The sequence below is a fragment of the Micromonospora arida genome, assembly GCF_042873195.1.
In the GTDB taxonomy this organism is placed as follows: Bacteria; Actinomycetota; Actinomycetes; order Mycobacteriales; family Micromonosporaceae; genus Micromonospora; species Micromonospora arida.
In genome coordinates, this window is record NZ_JBIALC010000001.1 from 115,749 (window position 1) to 135,939 (window position 20,191).

Consider the following 20,191-nt stretch of genomic DNA (forward strand, 5'->3'; position numbering starts at 1 on the left):
CCAGGTTAGCCACACCGGTCCTGATAGGTTGCTCGGCCGGCGCGCTGGGGGAGGGGTCCGATGGGTGAGACGGTGTACGTGGGCAACGCGGGCGTCGACGGCGCCACCAACGCTGGTTGGCTGCTCGGGCACTTCGCGCCGCCGGGGGAGATCCGGCACAGCACCGACGTCGAGGTGAAGTGGGGCGTGCATCCGCCCGGGCAGGCCCGGTCCCGCTGGGCGACCGGTGAGCGGCGCACCACTCTGCTCGTACTCGTCGAGGGGTGTTTCCGGGTGGAGTTGCCGGACCGGACGGTACGGCTGGCCGAGCCGGGCGACTACGTGGTGTGGGCCCGTGGGGTGGACCATTCGTGGTTCGCCGAGCGCGCGTCGGTGGTGTTGACCGTCCGCTGGCCCTCGTTGCCGGGCTACCGCGCGGACCCGCCGGTGCTGCGCTGATTCACCCGAGCGGCTGACCTGGCGTCCCACCAGACGGAATTACCTACTAAACCTATAGGCTTTGCCGTCTAGAGTACGAGGGCACCCCGCCGAACGACCCGCGAGGAACCGCCATGACGCACCACCGTCCGGAGCCCGACCTGCTCACCGTTGCCGCCGGATGGGCCGACCCGGCCGGCTGGCCGGTCGCGCTGCGTTTCGACCCCGCCGAGCGCTGGTACGCCCGCCTCGCCGTCAGCGACGAGCACGAGGTGTGGGCGTTGAGCTGGCTGCCCGGGCAGGGCACCGACCTGCACGACCACGGCGGCTCCTCCGGAGCGTTCCGGGTGGTCGGCGGCGTGCTCACCGAGGAGACGGTCGGCGCCGGTCGACTACGCCCCCGACTGCTGCCGGCCGGCGCGGGCCGCCGCTTCGGCCCCCGGCACGTGCACCAGGTGACCAACCGGGGCCCGGCGCCGGCGGTCAGCGTGCACGTCTACCGGCCGGCGCTGCTGCGGATGACCCGCTATCACCTCCTGGACGGGCGGCTGCGGGTCGCCGAGGTCGCCGAGGCCGGCCGGTCCTGGTAGCCGCTCCCACCGAGAACCCTGTCACCGGAAGGACCCGAGAATGCAGATAACCGCCGAGCACTGTCCCGCCCCCGTGCCGCCACCGGGCTCCAGGGGCATCGACGAGATCCTGACCGCCGCGCGGGCCCGGCTGCGCCGGCTGGACCCGGAGCGGGCGCACCTGGCGTACCGGGCCGGAGCGCTGCTGGTCGACATCCGCCCGGCCGCGCAGCGGGCCGCGCACGGCGTGGTGCCGGGCTCGCTCATCGTCGAACGCAACGTGCTGGAGTGGCGCTTCGACCCACGCTGTGCGGCCCGGCTGCCGCAGGCCGTCGACTACGACGTGCCGGTGGTGATCCTCTGTCAGGAGGGCTACACCTCGTCGCTGGCCGCCGCCGCGTTGCAGGACGTCGGCCTGCACCGGGCCACCGATGTGGTCGGTGGGTTCGCGGCCTGGCGGATAGCTGGCCTGCCGGCGCTCGGCCCGACCCCACTGCACCACCCATCTCCCCTCGCGTCCCCGGTCAACGCCGGCTGGGCGCGCCGCTGACCGTCACGCCACACCCGGCGTGGCGCGCGTACCGCCACTCAGGAGGCATCATGTCCGTCGTCGCCATCCCCACGCGCCGCCACCCCGGCGTGCGCCCGCCGGCCCGTGCGCGCACCAGCCCGACCCTGACCATCACCCTCGATCTCGTCCCCGGGCCGCTGAGCCCCCGGCTGGCCCGCCTGGTGCAGCTGCTGGGCGAGCTGGCCGAGTCGGGGGAGGGCCAACTGCGTGCCGTGGAGGAGCCCGCGTCGGCCCCGCGCCCCGCCGCGCCGCCCGCCGCACCGGACCACGTCCGCATCCTGGCCGGCTCGCGGATGGTCCGCCAGGGCGACCGGATCATCGCGTTGACCCGCATCGAGTACGAGCTGCTGCTGTTCCTGGCCGAACGGCCCCGCCGGGTCTTCACCCGCCTGCAACTGCTCTCCAGCGTCTGGGGCTATGAGCACGCGGTGGCCCGGACGGTGGACGTGCACGTCCGCCGGCTGCGCGCCAAGCTGGCCGGCTCGGAGGTGGTCACCACCGTCTACGGCGTCGGCTACCGGCTGGCCGACGAGGCCCTGATCAGCGTGGATCACAGCAGCTGAGCCCTGGTCCGGCGGCGATGTGACCGCCTGGTGAACCGGTCGGGGACCCCCGTAACGGGGCATCTCGACGACTCTGCTGTAATCATCAGGCCTCGTACGCAGAGCGAGCATCTGGCTCCGATGTGTTCGTCAATTGTCACATTCATGCAACGCAGCCGCCTCTTGACCCTCGCCCAGGCGCCGGGAAACATCGATGAAGCGGCGTCCCGGGCCGTGGGGAGATACCCGGACCAGCCCAAGGAGGACCATGTCGGTCAGCCCCGCGTCGTCGCGCGCCGGATGGCATACGTCCCAACCCGCGGTGCCCGGTCGACCTCCCGGCGGCCAGCGTCGCCCGGCGAACACCGCCGCGCCCGTGCTCACCGTGACGCTGTCCATCCCGCTGGCCTGTGAGGAGTCGCTGACCCCGGCGGCGCGCCGGTTGTTGGAGGCCGCCCGCGAGATGCTGGAGCGGGGCGAAGGCGTGATCATCGGATCGGTTCCGGCCGAACGCCGCCCCGACCAGGCGCCCGCCAACCGGTCGCCGGCGCGCCCGATCAGCCCGACCATTCCCGCCCTGCACATCCTCGCCTCGTCGCGCTCGGTGCTGCGCGACGAGGAGCCGCTGCCGCTGACCCGGCTGGAGTTCGACCTGCTGCTGCACCTGGTCGCCCACCCGCGCAGGGTGTTCACCCGGCTCCAACTGCTCAACGCCGTCTGGGGCTACGAGCATGCCGGCGTGCGCACCGTCGACGTGCACGTGCGTCGGCTGCGCGGCAAGGTCGGCGTGGACGTGCCGCTGGTCACCACCGTCTACGGCGTGGGCTACCGGCTGGCCGACGACGCCCGGGTCACCATCGACCGCAGCGGCTGACCGGCGGCACCGACGTACCCGGCGCGGGGCAGGATGGTCCGGTGCGCATCCGCCCCATCTCGCCCGACCTGCTCGTCACCGAGCTGACCGGCCGGCTGGCCGACGCGGCGACCCGGGCCGCGAGCGCCGCCGCCGGGCCCGCGCGGCTGCGGGTGGCCGTGGACGGCGCCCCGGCCGCCGGCGTCGACGAGCTGGCCGCGGCGCTGGTCGACCCGCTGCGCGCCCAGGGGCACCCGGTGCTGCACGTCCGCGCCACCGACTTCCTGCGCCCCGCGTCGCTGCGCTTCGAGTTGGGGCGCAGCAACCCGGACTCCTTCTACGAGGCCTGGGTCGACGAGGCCGGGCTGCGCCGGGAGGTGCTCGACCCGGCCGGTCCGGGCGGCAGCGGCCGGCTGCTTCCGTCGCTCTGGGATGCCGACGCCGACCGGGCCAGCCGCGCCCGCTATGTCGACCTGGCGCCCGGCGGTGTCGTCCTGGTCAGCGGCTCGCTGCTGCTCGGCGGCGGTCTGCCCTTCGACGTGACCGTCCACCTGGAGTTGTCCCCGGCGGCGCTGCGCCGGCGCACCGAACCGGCTCTGCAGTGGGCGCTGCCGGCCTTCGACCGGTACGCCGAGGAGGTCGTTCCGGCGAGCTTCGCCGACGTCGTGGTACGCGCCGACGACCCCCGCCGACCGGCGCTCGTGGAGTCCGGCGGCAACGTCTGACAACAACCGAGAACTTGTCGGTTTGCGCGCCTAATCGGGCGGGTACTCGCCCGGCTCACAGAGCACGGGTGATCGCCCGCGCACCGAAAGCGACCGTGACCGGGGCCCCGCGCCGCCGGCACCCGGTTCACCTTGAGCCACAGGCCCAGGAAAGGCAGGCAGCGATGCTCGTCCACGACACGGTCGGTACGACCCGGTCCCAGACGGAGATCGACCAGATCCGGCAGTCGCTCCAGGCGCGGTACGACGAGCTGACCGGGGAGTACGACCAGGCTGTGCTCCAGAGCCAGGTGCTGCGGCTGGTGGAGGTCGGCGACACCGCCGGCGACGACCAGGCCGACAGCGGCACCAAGACCGCCGAGCGGGACACCGCCCAGTCCCTGTTGCGCACCATCCTCGACCGCCGCGCCCAGTTCGAGCACGCCCTCGGCCGGCTCGAGGAGGGCACCTACGGCTGGTGCGAGGGCTGCTCCGCGGCGATCCCGGTGGAACGGCTGGAAATCTTCCCGTCCGCCACCACGTGCGTGACGTGCAAGCAGACTCGCGAGCGGCGGGCGGCCTGAGCCACCCCAGCGGTTGCCGGTCGGTCCGCGACGCGATGGACTTCCCCAATGGGTGACATCCTCGTGGGCACCGCGTCCTGGACCGACCGCACTCTGCTGGACTCGGGGTGGTACCCGCAGACCGCGGACACCCCGGAGAAGCGGCTGGCCTACTACGCCCGGCAGTTCCCGCTGGTCGAAGTGGACGCCACCTACTACTCGCCGCCCGCCGAGGCGACCGCGCGGCTGTGGGCCGAACGCACCCCGGCCGGCTTCACGTTCAACATCAAGGCGTTCAGCCTGCTGACCGGGCACCCCACCCGGGTCAGCGCGCTCTACAAGGACCTGCGCCCGGAGACCGACAAGAAGAACGTCTACCCCGACGACCTGCCCGCGCAGTCGTACGAGGAGGTGTGGACGCGCTTCCTGTCCGCGCTGGACCCGCTGGTCGAGGCCGGCAAGCTGGGCGCGCTGCTGTTCCAGTTCCCGCCCTGGTTCACCATCAAGCGGGCCAACAAGCAGTACCTGCTGGAGGTGGCGAAGCGCTGCGCGCCGCTGCGCCCGGTGTACGAGTTCCGCCACGCCTCCTGGTTCGAGGGCGACAACGCCGACGAGACCCTGGCCTTCCTGCGCGAGCACAAACTGCCGTACGTCTGCGTGGACATGCCGCAGGGCCACCGCTCGTCGCTGCCTCCGGTGCTGGCCGCCACCGCGGACCTCGCGGTCATGCGCTTCCACGGGCACAGCGACAAGTGGACCAGCAAGGACATCCACGAGAAGTTCGGCTACCACTACTCCAAGCGGGAGTTGGCCGACTGGGCGCCGAAGCTGCGTGAGCTGGCCGGCGAGGCCGGGCAGACCCACGTGCTCATGAACAACTGTTATCGGGACTACGCGCAGACCAACGCGAAGACCCTCGCGAGTCTCCTCGACGCCGGCTGACCTCACCCGATCCGGGTGGGGACGACTCACCCCACCCATGGGCAGGGTGGACGCGGTGGGTACGGCCGCCCGAGGACGGCCGACGCCGGAGACGACACGGAGGTGACGGGGATGACGGTTCGAGTGGTGACGGATCGACGGCGTGGTGCCGTCCTGCACGTGGTCGGCACAGCCGACAACGCCCGGCGCGCCCCGCAGGGCAGCCCGGTACGGGCCCGCCGTGGCCCGGCGGGGCCGCCGCGCCGCGCCGACGACCGACGGTGGGACACCATGGATCGGGGGTCGACCGATGGCTGACTCGATGATCTCAGCGTTCGAGTCCTCGCTGGACAAGACGAACCTCATTCTCAAGGACATCGAGAACGCCTACGGCTGGCCGAAGGAACGGCGCAACCAGTCGTACGCGGCGCTGCGCACGGTGCTGCACCTGCTGCGCGACCGGCTGCCGGTGGACGAGAGCGTGGAGTTCGCCCAGCAGTTGCCGGTGCTGGTGCGGGGGATCTACTTCGACGGCTGGGTGCCGTCCGACGTGCCGATCAAGCTCAACCGTGACGACTTCCTCTACGAGGTGCGGCAGGGCTTCCCGTACGACGCGGAGGGTGGCGCGGAGCGGGTGACGCAGGTGGTGCTGGACACCCTGCGCCGCCACGTGACCCAGGGTGAGTGGCAGGACGTGAAGGACACCATGCCCAAGGACCTCGCCACGATGATGCCGTGACGGCCTGACACCGCGAGCCCGTCCGACGGTTGTCGGGCGGGCTCAGTCGTCGGCGGCCTCGGCGGCGGTGGGCACCCGCGACACCGGGTGCCCGGCCCGGCGGGCCAGCGCGGCGAACGCCACGGCGTCCACGATCGCGGCCCCGCCCGGATCGTTGTTGAAATAGACGTACGACGGCTCGTCCGCGCCGAAGGCGTCGGTCAGCCGACCCACCCAGGACCGCAGCGCGGCCCGACCGTAACGCGGCCACGGCCGTGCCCGCCCCTCGTGCAGCCGCAGGTAGCCGAAGTCGGTGGTGCGCCAACGGGGGGCGACCGGGCGGCCCAGCCGGTCCGCCCAGACCAGCGCGGCCCGACGCCGCTCCAGCACCGCACGGGTGGCGGCGGTCCACCAGGAGGGGTGCCGGGGCTCGACCGCCACCCGCACCTGGGCCGGGAACAGTCGCAGCGTCGCGTCCAGCGCCTCGACGTCCGCCCGCAGGTTCGGTGGCAGTTGCAGCAGCACCGGGCCGAGCCGGTCACCGAGCGCGGTGGCGCGGCCGAGGAACCGGGCCACCGGCTCCTCCGGGTCACGCAGTCGCTTGATGTGGGTGAGGTAGCGGCTCATCTTCACCGCCACGCAGAAATCCGCCGGGGTGCGCGCCCGCCAGGCGGCGAAGGTGTCCCGCTCGGGCAGCCGGTAGAAGGCGTTGTTGACCTCGACCGTGGCGAACCCGGCCGCGAAGTGCTCCAGCCAGAGCCGCTGCGGCAGCCCCTGCGGATAGAAGCGGCCGCGCCAGTCCCGGTACTGCCAGCCGGACGTGCCCACCAGGATCACCACCCCATCCTGGCACTCTCCGCCGCCGCTCGCGAACTGCCCGTGTCGCCCCGGTTCGGCGTCTACGGTGAGGGTTAGAGAAGATCGCGCGTGGGGTACCACCCGCAGCACGACGGACCCCGGCGTACGGCGGGGCGGCACACCCGAGGGAGTACCGATGGCACTCAACGATGACGACATGCAGACCACCGGCGGCGGCGGTGCGGAGGGTCCCGCCGACGGCGGTGCGACCCCCGGTCAGCACGACGGTGGCGCCGATGGCGGCGCGGAGGGTCCCGCCGACGGTGGTGCCACCCCGGGCCAGCACGACGGTGGCGCCGACGGCAGCGCGGAGGGTCCCGCCGACGGCGGTGCCACTCCCGGTCAGCACGACGGTGGCGCCGATGGCGGCGCGGAGGGTCCCGCCGACGGTGGTGCCACCCCGGGCCAGCAGGACGGTGGCGCTGACGGCAGCGCCCGGTAGCGGCTCGCCATGACCTACCTCGACCCGCCGGGCGGCCACCACGGCCGCCCGGCGGTTCCGTCCGCCGAGGCCACCGCGGCGCTGGCCCGGTGCGTCTCGGTCGAACCGGCCAAGTTCGCCGCCGCGCACTGGGGGCACACCCCGCTGCTGTCCCGCGCCGCCGAACTGCCCGACCCGGCCGGCTTCACCGACCTTCTCAGCCCCGCCGACGCCGACGAGCTGCTGAGCCGGCGCGGCCTGCGTACGCCGTTCCTGCGCGTCGCCAGGGACGGCCAGTTGGTCGCGGCGTCGCGCTGGACCGGCGGCGGCGGGGCGGGCGCCGAGATCGGCGACCAGGTGCTCGACGAGCGGGTCCTGGAGCAGTACGCGTCCGGGGCCACCCTGGTGTTGCAGGGGCTGCACCGGATCTGGCCGCCGCTCGTCGACTTCGCCCGCGACCTGGGCCTCGCGCTCAACCAGCCGTTGCAGATCAACGCCTACCTGACCCCGGCCGGCAGCCAGGGCTTCGCCACCCACTACGACACCCACGACGTGTTCGTGCTCCAGGTCGACGGCCGCAAGCACTGGCGGATCCACCCGCCGGTGCTGCCCGACCCGCTCGAGAAGCAGCCGTGGGGTGGGCGCGCCGACGAGGTCGGTGCCACCGCGCAGGGCCCGGCCGCGCTGGACGTGGTGCTCGCCCCCGGTGACGCGCTCTACCTGCCCCGGGGGTGGCTGCACAGCGCGCAGGCGCAGGACGCCAGCTCGCTGCACCTGACCGTGGGCATCCGCGCGCTCACCCGCTACGCCCTGGTCGAGGAGTTGTTGGCGCTGTCCGCCGAGGACCAGCGGCTGCGGGCCAGCCTGCCGTTCGGCACCGACGTCGCCGACCCGGACGCCATCGAGCCGGAGCTGACCGAGACCGTGGAGGCGTTGCGGGACTGGCTGCTGCGCGCCGACCCGGGCGCGGTCGCCGCGCGACTGCGCCAGCGGGCCTGGCCGGCGGCCCGTCCGGCGCCGATCCGACCGCTCGCCCAGGCCGATGCGCTGGCCACCCTTGACGCCGACTCCCGGGTCGCCCTGCGTCCCGGCCTGCGCTGGCAGTTGGTGCCGCACGATTCGGACATGGTGGCGCTGCGCCTCTTCGACCGCACCATCACCCTTCCGGCGAGCTGCGAACCGGCCGCCCGCGCCCTGCTCACCGGCACGGTCACCCGGGTCGGTGACCTGCCCGGCCTGCCCGACGACGCCGACCGGGTCACCCTGACCCGCCGACTGCTCCGCGAGGCCGTGCTCGTCCCGGCCTGAGCTAGCCGGCTGTGGCCCCGACAAGCTCGATCCTGAGCGTGTTCGTGACCTCGTCGGTCAGCTCACCCTCCGCGCCGACCGAGATCGTGCCCTGGTCGGTGACGCCGAAGACGAGTTCCACAGTGGCGGCCTGCAACACCAGCGGGTCGTCACCCCCGGTGCCCGCGGTGACCACCGCGCGGATCGTGGTGATCGCGTCCACGAGGGTCGACTCGACCGCGCCGTGGCGCAGCTCGTGCTGATCCTGGAGATCCTCGGCGACGAGCGTGATGTCGATCGTGTGGGTCCGCTGGCGGGCGTGGCTGCCGCCCACCTTGACCTTCCAGCCGATCACGGGGACCCGGAAGTCCAGGCCACCGCCGAGCTTCGTGGTGACGACCGCGCTCAAGATAAGTTGAACCGTGCCGACCCGCAGGTCCCGGCCCTCGTCGGTCGTGGAGATGCCGGCCTGCTTCACCGCGTTCTTCACCGCCGACACCAGTTCCTCGACCGGCACGCTGTAGTCGATCACGTCCATGCCGTCCGTCCCTCCTGAGCGAGTTGAGTTGCCGACCGGTCAGACGGCGGCGGTGGCGAACGGGTCGCCGTACACGGTGTAGGCCAACCAGGTCGGATCGAGCGGGTCGTCCTGCTGCTCGACCCGTGCGGCGAGGGCCGCCGCGCCGAGCGTGGCGCCGTCGGCGAGGGACCGGTAGAACGCGGTCGCGAAGCGGGCCGAGCTGTCCGAGCGAACCGCCCAGAGCGTGCCGACGAACGCGCCCGCTCCGGACGACATGAACTGTTGAGCCCAGCCGAGCATCTTCGTGTACGTCGGTGCCACGCCCGCGCTCCGGCACGCGTTGATGAACACGAGGGGGCCGGTCTCCGCCAGCAGCTTCCGGATGCTGGCCTCGGCGAGCAGGGCCGGCTTGAACCGGCCGCCGTCCATGTCGATGAACGAGCCGTCCGACGAGAACGTGTTGTGGCAGGCGAAGTGGATCGCCCCGAGCGCCCCCGCATTGATCAGGGCGAGGAGTTCGTCGGCCCTGGTGATGGGCTCGCTGTCGGCCGCTCCGAGGATCGCGCGGATGGTGGCGATCTCCTCGTGCGCTCCGGTGGGAGCCTTCGGTGGCACCACGAAGCGCGGGTTGCGCAGGCCGACCCTCGCGTTGCGGCGCTGCCCGTAGGTGCGGCGTACCACGGGGACCTGCTCGACGAGGAAGCCGGCATCGTGCTGGGCGCTGAGCGGATAGAGCAGTTCCCACGGGACCACGTCGTGGTCGGTGGCGATCGTGAAGGCGCTCATGTCGGCGCCGACCTGCCAGAACTGGTCCCGCACGTCAGCCGGCACCAGCTCCGACCACAGTTGGATGCCCGCCGACCGGATGACCTCGCGGGTCATCGTCGCGTTGTACCGGGAACCACCCCCGGCGAGCTGCTGCAACTCCTTGATCGCGTTCTCCACCGCGGCGGTGGGCGGGTTCGTGATCGACTCGACGACCGGGGCGAACAGCGCCGCGTCGGAGCGCAGTTGGAACGTGTAGCGGCTGCCGTCGAATCGCACCTCCATGGTGACCTCGCCCGGCCGGGCTTGCGGGGCATTCAGCGGTGCCGCGTGTAACCGGCCGTCGCGGAACGGCCCACCGTCCGCGACGGATACCTCGACGGACACCTCGCTGAGGAACGTGCCGCCGGCCCAGGCCGTCACGTCGATGCGATGCAGACCCGGGGTCTGCGCCCCGAAACCGAACCGGATCGGATCCGGGTCCTCGTCCGGCTTGACCAGCACGGTCTGCTGAAGCGGGCCGTCGGCGTGCAGGCCGGCGGGCGCGTGGACGGTCACCGTCACCGGTGTGCCGTCGTCAGCGACGAGGAGGTTCTCCAGCCGGGCGGTCACGGCGTCCGAATGAACCGGCCGGCCCTCGGTGACGAGCCGGACGTCGACGCTCAGTTCTTGGCCCGCAGGCACCTGCGCGGGCGCCCGCGCCACCAGCAGCCGCTCCGGGGGCCGGCTGGCACCCACAGAGGACGAGCCATCCCGCCACGCAAGGGACGGTATCGCGCCGGCACCTGGCGGAAACCCGTGGAACTCCACCCGAGGCTTGGCTCGCTCCTGCAGGTAACGTCTCGCGCGTTGCGACTCACGCTCTCGCACATAGTTCCTCGCGTGATCGTCAAGGCTCAGTCGCGTCCCTCTCGTGTAGAGGGTGATGCCCTCGGGGACGAGAACCTCCCGAGCGAGTCGCCCGTCCAGGGCCGCCGCGGCCTCGGCAACTTCTTCGGGACCGAACTGCCTGGTGACCGGCCTGCAGATCTCGAGCAGGAACTTGAGGATCACGCCCGCGGCGTCCGTGATCGGGCGTCGGACGATCTGCGCCGGGTCGGTCACCCGGAAGCGGACGGAGATCGACGCCTCGAAGTGGTAGGCGCCGCCCTTCGCGGGCAACCGGACGTGGAAGTCGACCCTGTGGTCGCTGGTGTCCACCTCGTAGCGGGTAACGAATCTGGCGACGATCGCGGGGTTCCACCACCGTATCGGCCGGCTGCTGTCGGCGACCACCCAATCACCCCGGCGGGTCGAGTAGACGATCGTCACCGCTGGTCGTCGCTTGGGAGGGGGCATGAACAACCGAACCGGTTCCGCGCTGAGGATCAGTCGGATCACGGGCACCGGACCAGCATTCTCGCTCTTCGCGCCGAAACTTCTCGCCAGGTCGTCGACCAGGTGACGGATGTCCTCGCGGAGGGTACCTGCGTGGATCCGCCGGTACTGCTGTCGAGCGAGCGGTCTGAGCGGTTCGGGTAACTCCGTCTCGAATGGCAGTTCAGCGCCCCCCACCAGCACCGGTATGACCGGGATCTGTAGTTCGAAGGCGGTTTCGATCTCCCGACGGGTGATGTCCGGAAGGTTTCTCGACGGCACCTCGGGCACGCCAGGGATGTGCGGTCCGATCACGACGATGAGTGCCGCCGAGGCAGCCAGGCGCCGCCGAAGATCGGCGGAGCCCTCCACGGCGCCCGCAACGCCGACGAGGACGTTCTCGCCACCGAATCGGGTGGTCAGCGCATCGTCGAGCAGACGCGCGGCGTCGCCACCACGGTCGGTGGGGTAGCTGAGGGAGAAACTGACCATTTCTCGTACCGTATCGAAGATCTGGCCCCGGACTCGCCGCGCCGACGGTCGACTATGCGACAACCTCGACGGCTGTTCCGATCAGCGCGGTCAGCGGCCGAGCGCCAGCAGCAGCCCGGTGGCGACCACCCCCGCACCGAGGACCACTGTGATCGGTCGGGGGCCGAGCACCGCGTGCCGGCGGTCGGCCAGCACCCGGGCCGGCACCAGGCCGACCAACGGCCCGAGCAGCGTCACCACCAGCGCCAGCACCGGTAGTCCGACCGCCAGGTCCCCGCCGTACCCTGCGCCGAGCGCGCGGGCACCGGAGCCCAGCGCGTACGCCAGCACACCGCCGGCCACGCCGCAGAGCGCCAGCAGCGGGTTGACCGAGCCGGGCAGCTCGCCCGGCTGACCAGCCCGGTCGAGCAGGCCCCGGGCCTTGGCGAGCAGCAGCACCGGGTCGGTGGCTCCGACGCCGTTCGCCGGGGCGGGCGGGCCGCCGAGGCGGCGGGCGCCGAGGCGCGAGCGGACCTGCTGCCACAGGTGAGCCACCTCGGCGTCCACCTGCTTCTGCTGCTCACGGGCGGCGACCAACTCCTCCTCGGCGCTCTGGAGCTGCTCGGCGGCCTCGGCGACGGCCCGCTCGGCGGCAACGCACTGCCGCTCGTGCCAGGTGTGCGCCTCGGCGCGCTGCTCGCGCACCCGCGCGGTGAGGTCGGCCAGCCGCCGCAGCTGCGCCGCGTACGTCTCGCTGGTCACCGGTTCGTTCATCGTGTCGGTCCATAGGGGATGATCACCTGTCCGGTGCGGTGCACCGCCCGGTCGAAGAAGAGCCCCCGCCAGGGGCGGGGATACCAGTCCGGGCCGCCGGTGCCCGGATAGAGCGACGAGCCCAGCTCGTCGCCGTGCGCGTCCAGGGCCACCCAGGCGCCGATCTGGTCGGTGCGGGTGCCGGCCCCACCCAGGTCGACGCGCATCCGGGCCACTCCCCGCCACCAGGCCAGCACGTGCGTGCGTCGTTCCGGCCCGTCGTGCAGGATCCGACGTAGCTGCTCCAGGCCGGTACGCCGACCCGCGCGAGCGGCCAACGCACCCGCTGCCGCGTCGACTGCGAACAGCAGCAGGTAGTGCGGGCTTCCCGGGCCGCTGAGCCCGTCGGCCGTCTCGGCCATCAGCTCGCCGATGGTCTCCTCGTCGTACCAGGAGGCGTCGTCGGCCAGGTCGTCGTAGAGGGCGCGGGCGATCGGGTCGGCGTCCGGGTCGAGGCAGGCGATGGAGAACCGGGCGGTGCCCGGAGGGTGCTGACGGGCCAGCGACCGGGCCGCCGCGTCGAGCACCGCGCAGGCCTCGTCGACGCGGGTGCCGAGCACCGCGAGGTTGCGGCCCGGGGCACGCGGCAGCCGTAGCGACCCCGAGCGGGACTGCACGTCGATGATCTCGCCGAGCAGGGCCACCGGGTTGCGCGGCACGGTCCCGTCCGGCGGTACGGCGAGCGCCCGGAAGTCCGGGGCGTCCGCCAGCCGGGGGATCGCGTCGCCGTCGAAGAGCCGGGCCGGCGCCGCGTCGGGGGCGCGCATCCGCCACAGCCGGTGCTGCAACCCGCTCCAGGTCTCCCAGTCGCTGGCCGACGGGATGCGGGCCACCTCGTTGCCCTCCACCATGCCCGACTCGGCGTTCACCACCGCGTGCCAGCGCGGCAGCGACTGCGCCGCGTCGTTGCGTTCGGCGAGGATGCGCAGCGCCTTGGGCAACGCGATGCGCAGGGTGAACTGGGCGACCAGTGCGGGGCGGCCCCACAGCGCCTCGATGCCCCGCACGTCCTGCGAGGCCAGGACCAGGTGGATGCCCTGGGACCGGCCGCGGCGGGCCAGGTCCTCCAGCAGGTCGGCCGCCTCCCGGGCGACCACGTCCCGGCCGGCCAGCAACATCTGGAACTCGTCCACCACGGCGACGATGCGTGGCCAGTGCCCTGTCGGGTCGACCGCCCGCAGCTCGGCCAGCTTGGTCACCTCGTGTTTCTTGGCCGCGTCGGCGCGTCGGCGCAACTCCTCGGCGAGGAAGCGCAGCAGCGCCAGCCCGAACTCCCGGTCGGTGTTGACGTTGATGCCGACCAGCCGCATGTGCGGCAGCCAGCTCGGGTCGCGCCGGCCCTGCGCGAACCGCGCGAAGGAAACCCCCTCCTTGAAGTCCAACAGGTAGAACTCCAGCTCGGCGGGGGAGTAGCGGGCGGCGAGGGCGCCGATCCACGCGAAGATCAGATTGGTCTTGCCGGTGCCGGACGGCCCGCCGATCAGCGCGTGCGGTGGATAGTCGCCGAGCGTCAACCGCACCGGCCGACCGTGCGGGCCTTCACCGATCGGCGCGGTCAGCCCGTCGGCGGAGTCCTCCCGCCACATCAGCTCGGGCGGGGGCAGCAGGTCGGTGAAGGGGGTCGGCGGCGGGCCCGCGTTCACCTGGGCGGCGACGTCCCGGCAGGTCTCGGTGACCAGCGCCGCCGGTGGCGGCGGGTCCAGCCGGACCGGCAGTCCGGCCGAGCCGCCGATCCGCGCGCCGGACACCCCGGCCACTACCCGGGTCACGGTCGGATCCTCCGGCAACGGCACACCGTGCACCACCAGGTGTACGCCGCAGGCGGCGCCGGCCCGCACCACCCGGTCCAGTTGCCCGCGCTCGTGCCGGTTCAGCTCCTCCCCACCGAGCAGCACCGCCACCCGCCACGGCTCGGGTCGTCGGCCGGTCGCCGCCGCCAGTTCGCGCAGCGACGCGTACTCGCCGGCGAGGACCGTCTCGTTGATCCGGCGGATCTGCTCCACCAGGTCGTCCAGCAGCGGGCCCAGCCCGCCCGGGCCGACGAAGGTGAGCAGCCCCGCCGTGCCCAACGGGGCGAACCCGGCCAGTCCGCCGCCGAGCTGGTCCGGGTCGTACCCGATCAGTCGTACCGCCCCGGGGTCGGCGCGGCCGACGGCCCGCAGCAGCAACGCGGACACCACCGCGTCGCAGCCGGCGCGGTCGTCGCCGGAGAGGTGGACGTGCCCGGCGTCGAGCAGCGGCACCAGCGCGGGCACCGGGTCGACCCCGTCGATCCGGACCGTGCCGACCCGCAGCGCGCCGGGCGGCTCGGCCCGGCGGGCGGGCGTCGGCGCCCACCCGGCCCAGTCGGCCCCCGCGCAGCCGGGCGCCTCCTGCCGGGCCGCGTCGGCGGCCCGCCGCGCCAGCTCCGCGATCCGGGTGGAGTAGCGGGCGTCGATCTCGGCGATACGGCGGTCCCGCTGGGCGCCCACCCGCGCCGGTACGGCGGCCGCCGCTCGCTGGACCCGGGCCAGTCGTTCCCGCCCGGCGGTCAGGTCGGCCTGGGCGGCGGACAGCCGGGTACGGGTGGCGCCCAACGCCTCGGCGAGGGTCTCCCGGACACGGCTGGCCAGCTGACCGCGCCGGTCAGCCATCGGAGCCCCGGCGCGTCGGCGCGTCCCGCCACGGGCTGCCCGAGCGTGGGGGCAGCCCACCGGGGCGCGCCGTCGGCCCATCCGAACGCGGCGGCAGGCCACCGGAGCGTTGCGCAGCCGCGCTGCCCGGCCGCTGCACCGCACCGCCGGCACGGGGAACCGCGCCCGGTCGCCCGGTCCCACCCGGTCGCTGCGCGCCCGCCGGTTGCCCCGCGTCGCCTCGCTGCCCCGCGCTGCCCGCCGGTTCTTTCGCGCCCGCCGGTTCCCTCGCGCCGCCGGCCGGCAGGTCCCGGCCGAGGCGGGCGAGCAGCAGCCCGGTCGCCACCCCGGCGGTGACCGCGGAGTCGGCGGCGTGCGGTGGTTCCCCGGAGGCGCGTGGCGGCGGCATCCGGCACACCCGGGTCAGCAGCGTCTCCAGCACCGGCGGCGGCAACCCGGGCAGCAGGTCGCGGACCCGTCCGTCCAACTCGCCGCGCAGCCGCCCGAGGTCGGTGGCGCGCGGCGGGTGCCCGAGCAGCTCACCGGCGAGCTCGCGCAGCAGCGGCGGCGCCAGCGCCGCCATGCCCAGCCCCACGTCGGCCGGGGCTCGGCGCAGCTCCTTGCGGAGCCGGTCCCGATCGCCGGAGCGGACACCGCCCACCACTCGGCGCAGCAACTCCTGGGAGTCGTCCACCCGCTCGTCGGGTTCGTCGTCGGTGCCCTCGCGCCCGCCGGTCAGCTCGGCCACCCGCACCGACCACCAGCGGCGCATTCGCACCTGCTCGGCCGGCTCCGGCGCGACCGTGGCGGGCCCGGACGCCGGTGGCGTGTCGTGTCGGGGAGCGCGTTGATCAGGGCGGGGTGCCGGGGCGCCGTCCGCGCCGAGCCCGATCGCCGTCAGGTAGGCCGACAGCTGTTCCTGGGCCACCCGCAGCGCGTAGCCGGCGCTCTCGGCGTGTTCGGTGGCGGCGGACAGCTCGGGCACCCCCATCGGGTTGGCCGACTCCTGTCGTACCCAGCGCAGCCGCTCCGCGGCCAGGCCGAACTTCTCCAGCGCCTGCCCGAGCAGCGCCACCGGGAACTCCTCGGTGGCGGCACGGACCTGCCCGCCGACATCCTCGATGATGGACATGGCGGCCTACAGGGTGGAGACGTAGAGCTGCGCCTGCTCCACCGCGACAAGTGTCGCGGCGAGACACTCCTCCAGCTCCTGGCTGGCCTGGGTCAGCGACGCCTGGGCCGCCTCCACCGTCTCGTGCCCGCTGCCCTCCAGCGCTCCGGCCAGGGTCTGCTGTGCCTCGGAGAGCTTCTCGCCGGCCGCCTGCACGGCTGTCTGCCCGTCTCCGATCTGTTGGAGGGCGACATCGATGGCAGCCTTCAGCTCGGCGACGCTCGCCACGGCGGAACCTCCTGGGGGCGGGGGAGATCTCCATTAGAGCCTATCGGCGGTTCCGAAAGAACATCCGCCCTGTCGGTGTTCCTGCCCGCCTGTCCGGAAGGCCCTCGGAAGTGCCGGGAGTCCGATCTGTGGGAGTCCCAGTGCGAGAATTTCTCAGTTGCTGGTCGGGTTCTCGCGGAGCCAGCGCGGGCCGTACACCTCGGCGCCCAGCGCCGTCACCCGCCCGCGCAACTCCCGGTCGGCGGTGACCACCAGCCGCCGACGCCGCGGCGCGCCCTCCACCAGCTCGACCACCGTGTCGTCGCCGGAGCCGGCGGCGGAGACCACCCGCACACCCTCGGTGCCCGGCACGTCCCGCGCGGCCCCCTCGACCACCAGGACCACCTCCACCGGGGCGGTCAGCCGGGCCGGCAACCCGATGGTCGCCACCGGGGCGAGCGAGTCGCGCAACCGGGCAGCGGCCCCGGCACGGTCACGCCACCACCCGTTCGGGCGCGAGCCCACCACGTTGGCGCCATCCACGATCAGCAGCGGGGTCTCATCCATCCCGTCAGCCTGCCACCATCGGCCGGCCCGGACCCGACGCCACTCCCGGAACGCCCGTCCTCCGCCACCTGCGGCGTTTGTCGGGGCGCGCGCCGGGTAGCCCCTGCCGACCGTGCCGAGCCCTACTGCGGAGGACAGACATGATGGGACCCGGTGACATCGGCTCCGACCCGTGGGACGAATTCCTGGCCAGGTACTTCGGCCGGGGCGAGGGAGGGCGCCGACCGCCGCACCGGGTCGACATCACCCGACTGATGACGGCCGACGCCCGGGAGATGCTGGCCGACGCGGCCCGGCGGGCCGCGCAACGGCAGAGCAGCGACCTGGACACCGACCACCTGCTCTGGGCGGCGCTGCAACGCGAACCACTGCGTGACCTGGTACGCCGGGCCGGTGCTGACGCGGACACCCTGCTCAACGCCCTCGGCGGAAAGGGCGACGGCGCGCCGCGCGGGGAGGTGCCGCCCAACCTGTCGTTGACCCCTGCCGCCAAGCGGGCGCTGCTCGACGCCCATCAGTTGTCCCGCGCGATGGGCGCCAACTACATCGGTCCCGAGCACATCCTGATGGCGCTGCCGCTCAACCCGGAGTCGCCGGCCGGGCGGATGCTGGCCGCCGGCCGGATCCAACCCGAGTCGTTGCAGGCCGCCAACGCCGAGCGCGGGCCGATGACCGGGCCGAAGCCGGACCGCGGCACCCCCACCCTGGACCAGTACGGGCAGGACCTCACCGACCTGGCCCGCAACGACCAGATCGACCCGGTGATCGGGCGGGCCGACGAGATCGAGCAGGCCGTGGAGATCCTGTCCCGGCGGACCAAGAACAACCCGGTGCTGATCGGCGAGGCCGGCGTCGGCAAGACCGCCATCGTCGAAGGGCTGGCCGAACGGATCTGCGACGGCGACGTACCGCAGACCCTGCTCGGCAAGCGGGTCGTCCAGCTCGACCTGGCCGGTCTGGTCGCCGGCACCCGCTACCGGGGCGACTTCGAGGAACGGCTGAAGAAGGTGATCGACGAGATCCGGGCGCACCGCGACGAGCTGATCATCTTCATGGACGAGATCCACACCCTGGTCGGGGCCGGTGGCGCCGGCAGCGAGGGCGGAATGGACGCGTCCAACATGCTCAAACCCGCCCTCGCCCGCGGCGAGCTGCGGGTGATCGGCGCGACGACGCTGGACGAGTACCGCAAGAGCATCGAGAAGGACGCCGCCCTGGCCCGGCGCTTCCAGCCGGTGCTGGTGCCCGAGCCCAGCGTCGACGACACCATCGCCATCCTGCGCGGGCTGCGCGACCGGTACGAGGCCCACCACCAGGTGCGCTTCACCGACGAGGCGCTGGTCTCGGCTGCCGAGCTGTCCGACCGGTACGTCACCGACCGGTTCCTGCCGGACAAGGCGATCGACCTCATCGACCAGGCCGGCGCCCGGGTACGGCTGCGCACCCGCACCCCCGCCTCCGACGTGCGGGAGCTGGAGCAGGAACTCGACGAGGTACGCCGGGACAAGGAACAGGCCGTCACCGACGAGCAGTACGAGCGGGCCTCCGCGCTGCGCGACCGGATCTCCGAACTGGAGGAGGCCATCCGGCGGGCGAACGGCGAGGACGGTTCGTCCAGCTCCCAGGTGCCCGAGGTGGGCCCCAAGGAGATCGCCGAGGTGGTCTCCCGGGCCACCGGAATCCCGGTCAGCCAGCTCACCGAGGAGGAACGCGACCGGCTGCTGCGCCTGGAGGGTCACCTGCACCAGAAGGTGGTCGGTCAGGACGACGCGGTCACCGCGGTCGCCGAGGCGGTGCGCCGCTCCCGGGCCGGGCTGGCCGACCCGGAGCGACCGATGGGCAGCTTCCTGTTCCTCGGCCCGACCGGTGTCGGCAAGACCGAGTTGGCGCGGGCCCTGGCCGAGGCGTTGTTCGGCGAGGCGGACCGGATGGTCCGGGTGGACATGAGCGAGTTCCAGGAGCGGCACACGGTCAGCCGGCTGGTCGGCGCGCCGCCCGGATACGTCGGCTACGAGGAAGCCGGTCAGCTCACCGAGGCGGTGCGTCGCCGCCCGTACGCGGTGGTGCTGCTCGACGAGATCGAGAAGGCCCACCCGGACGTGTTCAACATCCTGCTCCAGGTGCTCGACGACGGGCGGCTCACCGACAGTCAGGGTCGCACTGTGAACTTCAAGAACACCGTCCTGATCATGACGAGCAACCTCGGGTCCGAGCTGATCACCGGCGCCCAGCGCTCGGTCGGCTTCGGCACCGGGGACGTGGGCAGCGAGCAGGAGAGCAACGAGCTGCGGGAGCGGCTCATGCGCCGCCTGCAGGAGAACTTCCGCCCCGAGTTCCTCAACCGCATCGACGAGGTCATCATCTTCCGCCGGCTGGAGGCCGAGCAGCTGCGCGACATCACCGCGCTGTTGCTGGAGGAGACCCGCCGCCGGATGCACGCCCAGGACCTCCAGGTGGAGTTCACCACCGCCGGCATCGACTGGCTCGCCGAGCACGGCTACCAGCCGGAGTTCGGTGCCCGCCCGCTGCGCCGGGTGATCCAGCGGGAGGTGGACAACCACCTGTCCCGGATGCTGCTGGAGTCGGCGATCTCGCCGGGGCAGAAGGTCACGGTGGACGTCCGCGACGGCGCACTCACCTTCGACGTGACCGCGGGCGAGCGGGGGTACACCGCCGCCACGACCACACACCCGCGATGAGCGGGCCGGCGCGAAGGGACGAACACGAGGACCCGCACCATTCCGCGGAGTCCGCGAAACCCCGGGACGAGGACGACCATCCCGACCCGATCCTGGCGCCGCCCACCGCGAACCCCCGCCGGACGCGGGTGCCCGCGGAGGGCCTGCATCCGAAGACCGACCAGGACGACCCGGAGACGTCCGGGCCGCCGCCCGGAGAGGAGACCTGATGGTACGCGAAGCGCGGCTCGACCCCGAGGTGGAAGTGCTCTGGGAGGACTTCCACGCCGAGGTCAACGTCCCGTCGGAGCAACTGCGGACGTGGCTGCTGACCCGGGGTTCGGGGGAGGAGTCGTTCAGCCCGAACCCGAACCTCGACCTGCCCCAGCCCGGCCGGGAGATCCTCAAGGTGCTCAACAAGCGCAAGGTGGACCTCACCCCGGAGGACATCGAGGTGATGCGGGAGGCGGTCGAGCGGATCCGCGAGCTGATGGACGCCAAGCCGTCGCGCGGCAACGCCGACGACAGTTGGCGGCACTCCCTGCTGGACCTGGGTCACGACCCGCTCGTCGAACGCTGATCGACCGCACGACGGTGCCGTCCCGGG

23 protein-coding genes are annotated in these 20,191 nt (G+C 73.0%); 15 read left to right on the top strand and 8 right to left on the bottom strand.

Annotation, left to right across the window (positions count from 1 at the left end; genetic code table 11):
* The first annotated feature begins 60 nt into the window (after positions 1–60).
* From ACFYP0_RS00575 to ACFYP0_RS00620, 10 genes are all read left to right on the top strand, one after another.
* A complete protein-coding gene (locus ACFYP0_RS00575; protein WP_124854639.1) occupies positions 61–438 on the top strand; it encodes a signal peptidase I in 378 nt (125 codons plus the stop codon).
* 113 nt (positions 439–551) lie between these two features.
* Positions 552–1,007 carry a cysteine dioxygenase gene (locus ACFYP0_RS00580; RefSeq protein WP_356980024.1) on the top strand — a complete coding sequence of 152 codons (456 nt, stop codon included), beginning with the start codon at positions 552–554 and terminating at the stop codon, positions 1,005–1,007.
* 40 nt (positions 1,008–1,047) lie between these two features.
* Positions 1,048–1,536 carry a rhodanese-like domain-containing protein gene (locus tag ACFYP0_RS00585; RefSeq protein ID WP_124854641.1) on the top strand — a complete coding sequence of 163 codons (489 nt, stop codon included), beginning with the start codon at positions 1,048–1,050 and terminating at the stop codon, positions 1,534–1,536.
* Between the two features lie 50 nt (positions 1,537–1,586).
* Positions 1,587–2,120: a winged helix-turn-helix domain-containing protein gene (locus tag ACFYP0_RS00590; RefSeq protein WP_124854642.1), complete on the top strand. Its 534-nt coding sequence runs from the start codon at positions 1,587–1,589 to the stop codon at positions 2,118–2,120.
* A 247-nt stretch (positions 2,121–2,367) separates the two neighbouring features.
* On the top strand, positions 2,368–2,973 hold the full coding sequence (locus tag ACFYP0_RS00595) for a winged helix-turn-helix domain-containing protein (protein WP_112587450.1): 606 nt from the start codon (positions 2,368–2,370) through the stop codon (positions 2,971–2,973).
* A 41-nt stretch (positions 2,974–3,014) separates the two neighbouring features.
* Entirely contained in the window at positions 3,015–3,677 is a 663-nt protein-coding gene (locus ACFYP0_RS00600) for a uridine kinase (RefSeq protein WP_356980027.1), read from the top strand.
* Between the two features lie 164 nt (positions 3,678–3,841).
* Positions 3,842–4,240 (top strand): TraR/DksA family transcriptional regulator, encoded by a 399-nt coding sequence (locus ACFYP0_RS00605; RefSeq protein ID WP_356980029.1) that lies wholly within the window; start codon positions 3,842–3,844, stop codon positions 4,238–4,240.
* Between the two features lie 48 nt (positions 4,241–4,288).
* Entirely contained in the window at positions 4,289–5,161 is an 873-nt protein-coding gene (locus ACFYP0_RS00610) for a DUF72 domain-containing protein (RefSeq protein ID WP_356980031.1), read from the top strand.
* A 111-nt stretch (positions 5,162–5,272) separates the two neighbouring features.
* Positions 5,273–5,458, top strand: a complete 186-nt coding sequence (locus tag ACFYP0_RS00615; protein WP_356980033.1) for a hypothetical protein — start codon at positions 5,273–5,275, stop codon at positions 5,456–5,458.
* Positions 5,451–5,879, top strand: a complete 429-nt coding sequence (locus tag ACFYP0_RS00620; RefSeq protein ID WP_124854647.1) for a DUF2267 domain-containing protein — start codon at positions 5,451–5,453, stop codon at positions 5,877–5,879. The genes ACFYP0_RS00615 and ACFYP0_RS00620 overlap by 8 nt, the downstream gene beginning before the upstream one ends.
* 42 nt (positions 5,880–5,921) lie before the next feature.
* On the opposite strand, the gene ACFYP0_RS00625 is transcribed toward ACFYP0_RS00620, so the two are convergent.
* Entirely contained in the window at positions 5,922–6,695 is a 774-nt protein-coding gene (locus tag ACFYP0_RS00625) for a DUF72 domain-containing protein (protein ID WP_356980035.1), read from the bottom strand.
* A gap of 157 nt (positions 6,696–6,852) precedes the next feature.
* On the opposite strand from ACFYP0_RS00625, the gene ACFYP0_RS00630 reads away from it, so the two are divergent.
* Both ACFYP0_RS00630 and ACFYP0_RS00635 read left to right on the top strand, forming a co-directional pair.
* The gene (locus ACFYP0_RS00630) at positions 6,853–7,158 is read left to right on the top strand and encodes a hypothetical protein (protein WP_091408405.1); all 306 of its coding nucleotides are present in this window, start codon (positions 6,853–6,855) and stop codon (positions 7,156–7,158) included.
* A 9-nt stretch (positions 7,159–7,167) separates the two neighbouring features.
* Positions 7,168–8,445, top strand: a complete 1,278-nt coding sequence (locus tag ACFYP0_RS00635) for a cupin domain-containing protein (RefSeq protein WP_356980037.1) — start codon at positions 7,168–7,170, stop codon at positions 8,443–8,445.
* 1 nt (position 8,446) lies between these two features.
* Here ACFYP0_RS00635 and ACFYP0_RS00640 read toward each other — a convergent pair whose 3' ends face one another.
* The 7 genes from ACFYP0_RS00640 to ACFYP0_RS00670 all read right to left on the bottom strand — a co-directional run bounded on the left by ACFYP0_RS00640 (position 8,447) and on the right by ACFYP0_RS00670 (position 16,906).
* Positions 8,447–8,962, bottom strand: coding sequence for a trypco2 family protein (locus ACFYP0_RS00640; protein WP_356980039.1), 516 nt, complete (start codon positions 8,960–8,962; stop codon positions 8,447–8,449).
* Between the two features lie 39 nt (positions 8,963–9,001).
* Complete coding sequence (locus ACFYP0_RS00645) at positions 9,002–11,557, bottom strand: CHAT domain-containing protein (protein WP_357005340.1); 2,556 nt, start codon at positions 11,555–11,557, stop codon at positions 9,002–9,004.
* A gap of 90 nt (positions 11,558–11,647) precedes the next feature.
* On the bottom strand, positions 11,648–12,310 hold the full coding sequence (locus ACFYP0_RS00650) for a hypothetical protein (protein WP_356980043.1): 663 nt from the start codon (positions 12,308–12,310) through the stop codon (positions 11,648–11,650).
* The gene (locus ACFYP0_RS00655) at positions 12,307–14,982 is read right to left on the bottom strand and encodes an FtsK/SpoIIIE domain-containing protein (protein ID WP_356980045.1); all 2,676 of its coding nucleotides are present in this window, start codon (positions 14,980–14,982) and stop codon (positions 12,307–12,309) included. Before ACFYP0_RS00655 ends, ACFYP0_RS00650 begins: the two co-directional genes overlap by 4 nt.
* Positions 14,975–16,093, bottom strand: a complete 1,119-nt coding sequence (locus tag ACFYP0_RS00660; protein ID WP_356980047.1) for a hypothetical protein — start codon at positions 16,091–16,093, stop codon at positions 14,975–14,977. Before ACFYP0_RS00660 ends, ACFYP0_RS00655 begins: the two co-directional genes overlap by 8 nt.
* Before the next feature lie 6 nt (positions 16,094–16,099).
* Positions 16,100–16,360 (bottom strand): hypothetical protein, encoded by a 261-nt coding sequence (locus ACFYP0_RS00665; protein ID WP_030332749.1) that lies wholly within the window; start codon positions 16,358–16,360, stop codon positions 16,100–16,102.
* A gap of 153 nt (positions 16,361–16,513) precedes the next feature.
* Positions 16,514–16,906 (bottom strand): hypothetical protein, encoded by a 393-nt coding sequence (locus tag ACFYP0_RS00670; RefSeq protein ID WP_091408422.1) that lies wholly within the window; start codon positions 16,904–16,906, stop codon positions 16,514–16,516.
* Between the two features lie 140 nt (positions 16,907–17,046).
* Between ACFYP0_RS00670 and ACFYP0_RS00675 the strand changes: the two genes are divergently transcribed.
* Genes ACFYP0_RS00675 through ACFYP0_RS00685 form a run of 3 tightly spaced genes read left to right on the top strand, consistent with a single transcriptional unit; the run spans position 17,047 to position 20,164 of the window.
* A complete protein-coding gene (locus ACFYP0_RS00675; RefSeq protein ID WP_124854655.1) occupies positions 17,047–19,605 on the top strand; it encodes an ATP-dependent Clp protease ATP-binding subunit in 2,559 nt (852 codons plus the stop codon).
* Positions 19,602–19,814 (top strand): hypothetical protein, encoded by a 213-nt coding sequence (locus ACFYP0_RS00680; RefSeq protein WP_355496546.1) that lies wholly within the window; start codon positions 19,602–19,604, stop codon positions 19,812–19,814. The genes ACFYP0_RS00675 and ACFYP0_RS00680 overlap by 4 nt, the downstream gene beginning before the upstream one ends.
* Positions 19,814–20,164, top strand: a complete 351-nt coding sequence (locus ACFYP0_RS00685) for a DUF3140 domain-containing protein (RefSeq protein WP_091408434.1) — start codon at positions 19,814–19,816, stop codon at positions 20,162–20,164. Before ACFYP0_RS00680 ends, ACFYP0_RS00685 begins: the two co-directional genes overlap by 1 nt.
* Positions 20,165–20,191: the final 27 nt, after the last annotated feature.

What these genes read in the sequence shown, in the direction of transcription:
- ACFYP0_RS00585 (WP_124854641.1), top strand. Translation starts at nt 1,048, where the DNA reads ATGCAGATAACCGCCGAGCACTGTCCCGCCCCCGTGCCGCCACCGGGC.
- ACFYP0_RS00620 (WP_124854647.1), top strand. Translation starts at nt 5,451, where the DNA reads ATGGCTGACTCGATGATCTCAGCGTTCGAGTCCTCGCTGGACAAGACG.
- ACFYP0_RS00595 (WP_112587450.1), top strand. Translation starts at nt 2,368, where the DNA reads ATGTCGGTCAGCCCCGCGTCGTCGCGCGCCGGATGGCATACGTCCCAA.
- ACFYP0_RS00580 (WP_356980024.1), top strand. Translation starts at nt 552, where the DNA reads ATGACGCACCACCGTCCGGAGCCCGACCTGCTCACCGTTGCCGCCGGA.
- ACFYP0_RS00685 (WP_091408434.1), top strand. Translation starts at nt 19,814, where the DNA reads ATGGTACGCGAAGCGCGGCTCGACCCCGAGGTGGAAGTGCTCTGGGAG.
- ACFYP0_RS00635 (WP_356980037.1), top strand. Translation starts at nt 7,168, where the DNA reads ATGACCTACCTCGACCCGCCGGGCGGCCACCACGGCCGCCCGGCGGTT.
- ACFYP0_RS00605 (WP_356980029.1), top strand. Translation starts at nt 3,842, where the DNA reads ATGCTCGTCCACGACACGGTCGGTACGACCCGGTCCCAGACGGAGATC.
- ACFYP0_RS00575 (WP_124854639.1), top strand. Translation starts at nt 61, where the DNA reads ATGGGTGAGACGGTGTACGTGGGCAACGCGGGCGTCGACGGCGCCACC.
- ACFYP0_RS00615 (WP_356980033.1), top strand. Translation starts at nt 5,273, where the DNA reads ATGACGGTTCGAGTGGTGACGGATCGACGGCGTGGTGCCGTCCTGCAC.
- ACFYP0_RS00675 (WP_124854655.1), top strand. Translation starts at nt 17,047, where the DNA reads ATGATGGGACCCGGTGACATCGGCTCCGACCCGTGGGACGAATTCCTG.
- ACFYP0_RS00610 (WP_356980031.1), top strand. Translation starts at nt 4,289, where the DNA reads ATGGGTGACATCCTCGTGGGCACCGCGTCCTGGACCGACCGCACTCTG.
- ACFYP0_RS00655 (WP_356980045.1), bottom strand. Translation starts at nt 14,982, where the DNA reads ATGGCTGACCGGCGCGGTCAGCTGGCCAGCCGTGTCCGGGAGACCCTC.
- ACFYP0_RS00680 (WP_355496546.1), top strand. Translation starts at nt 19,602, where the DNA reads ATGAGCGGGCCGGCGCGAAGGGACGAACACGAGGACCCGCACCATTCC.
- ACFYP0_RS00670 (WP_091408422.1), bottom strand. Translation starts at nt 16,906, where the DNA reads ATGGATGAGACCCCGCTGCTGATCGTGGATGGCGCCAACGTGGTGGGC.
- ACFYP0_RS00590 (WP_124854642.1), top strand. Translation starts at nt 1,587, where the DNA reads ATGTCCGTCGTCGCCATCCCCACGCGCCGCCACCCCGGCGTGCGCCCG.
- ACFYP0_RS00650 (WP_356980043.1), bottom strand. Translation starts at nt 12,310, where the DNA reads ATGAACGAACCGGTGACCAGCGAGACGTACGCGGCGCAGCTGCGGCGG.
- ACFYP0_RS00640 (WP_356980039.1), bottom strand. Translation starts at nt 8,962, where the DNA reads ATGGACGTGATCGACTACAGCGTGCCGGTCGAGGAACTGGTGTCGGCG.
- ACFYP0_RS00660 (WP_356980047.1), bottom strand. Translation starts at nt 16,093, where the DNA reads ATGTCCATCATCGAGGATGTCGGCGGGCAGGTCCGTGCCGCCACCGAG.
- ACFYP0_RS00630 (WP_091408405.1), top strand. Translation starts at nt 6,853, where the DNA reads ATGGCACTCAACGATGACGACATGCAGACCACCGGCGGCGGCGGTGCG.
- ACFYP0_RS00645 (WP_357005340.1), bottom strand. Translation starts at nt 11,557, where the DNA reads ATGGTCAGTTTCTCCCTCAGCTACCCCACCGACCGTGGTGGCGACGCC.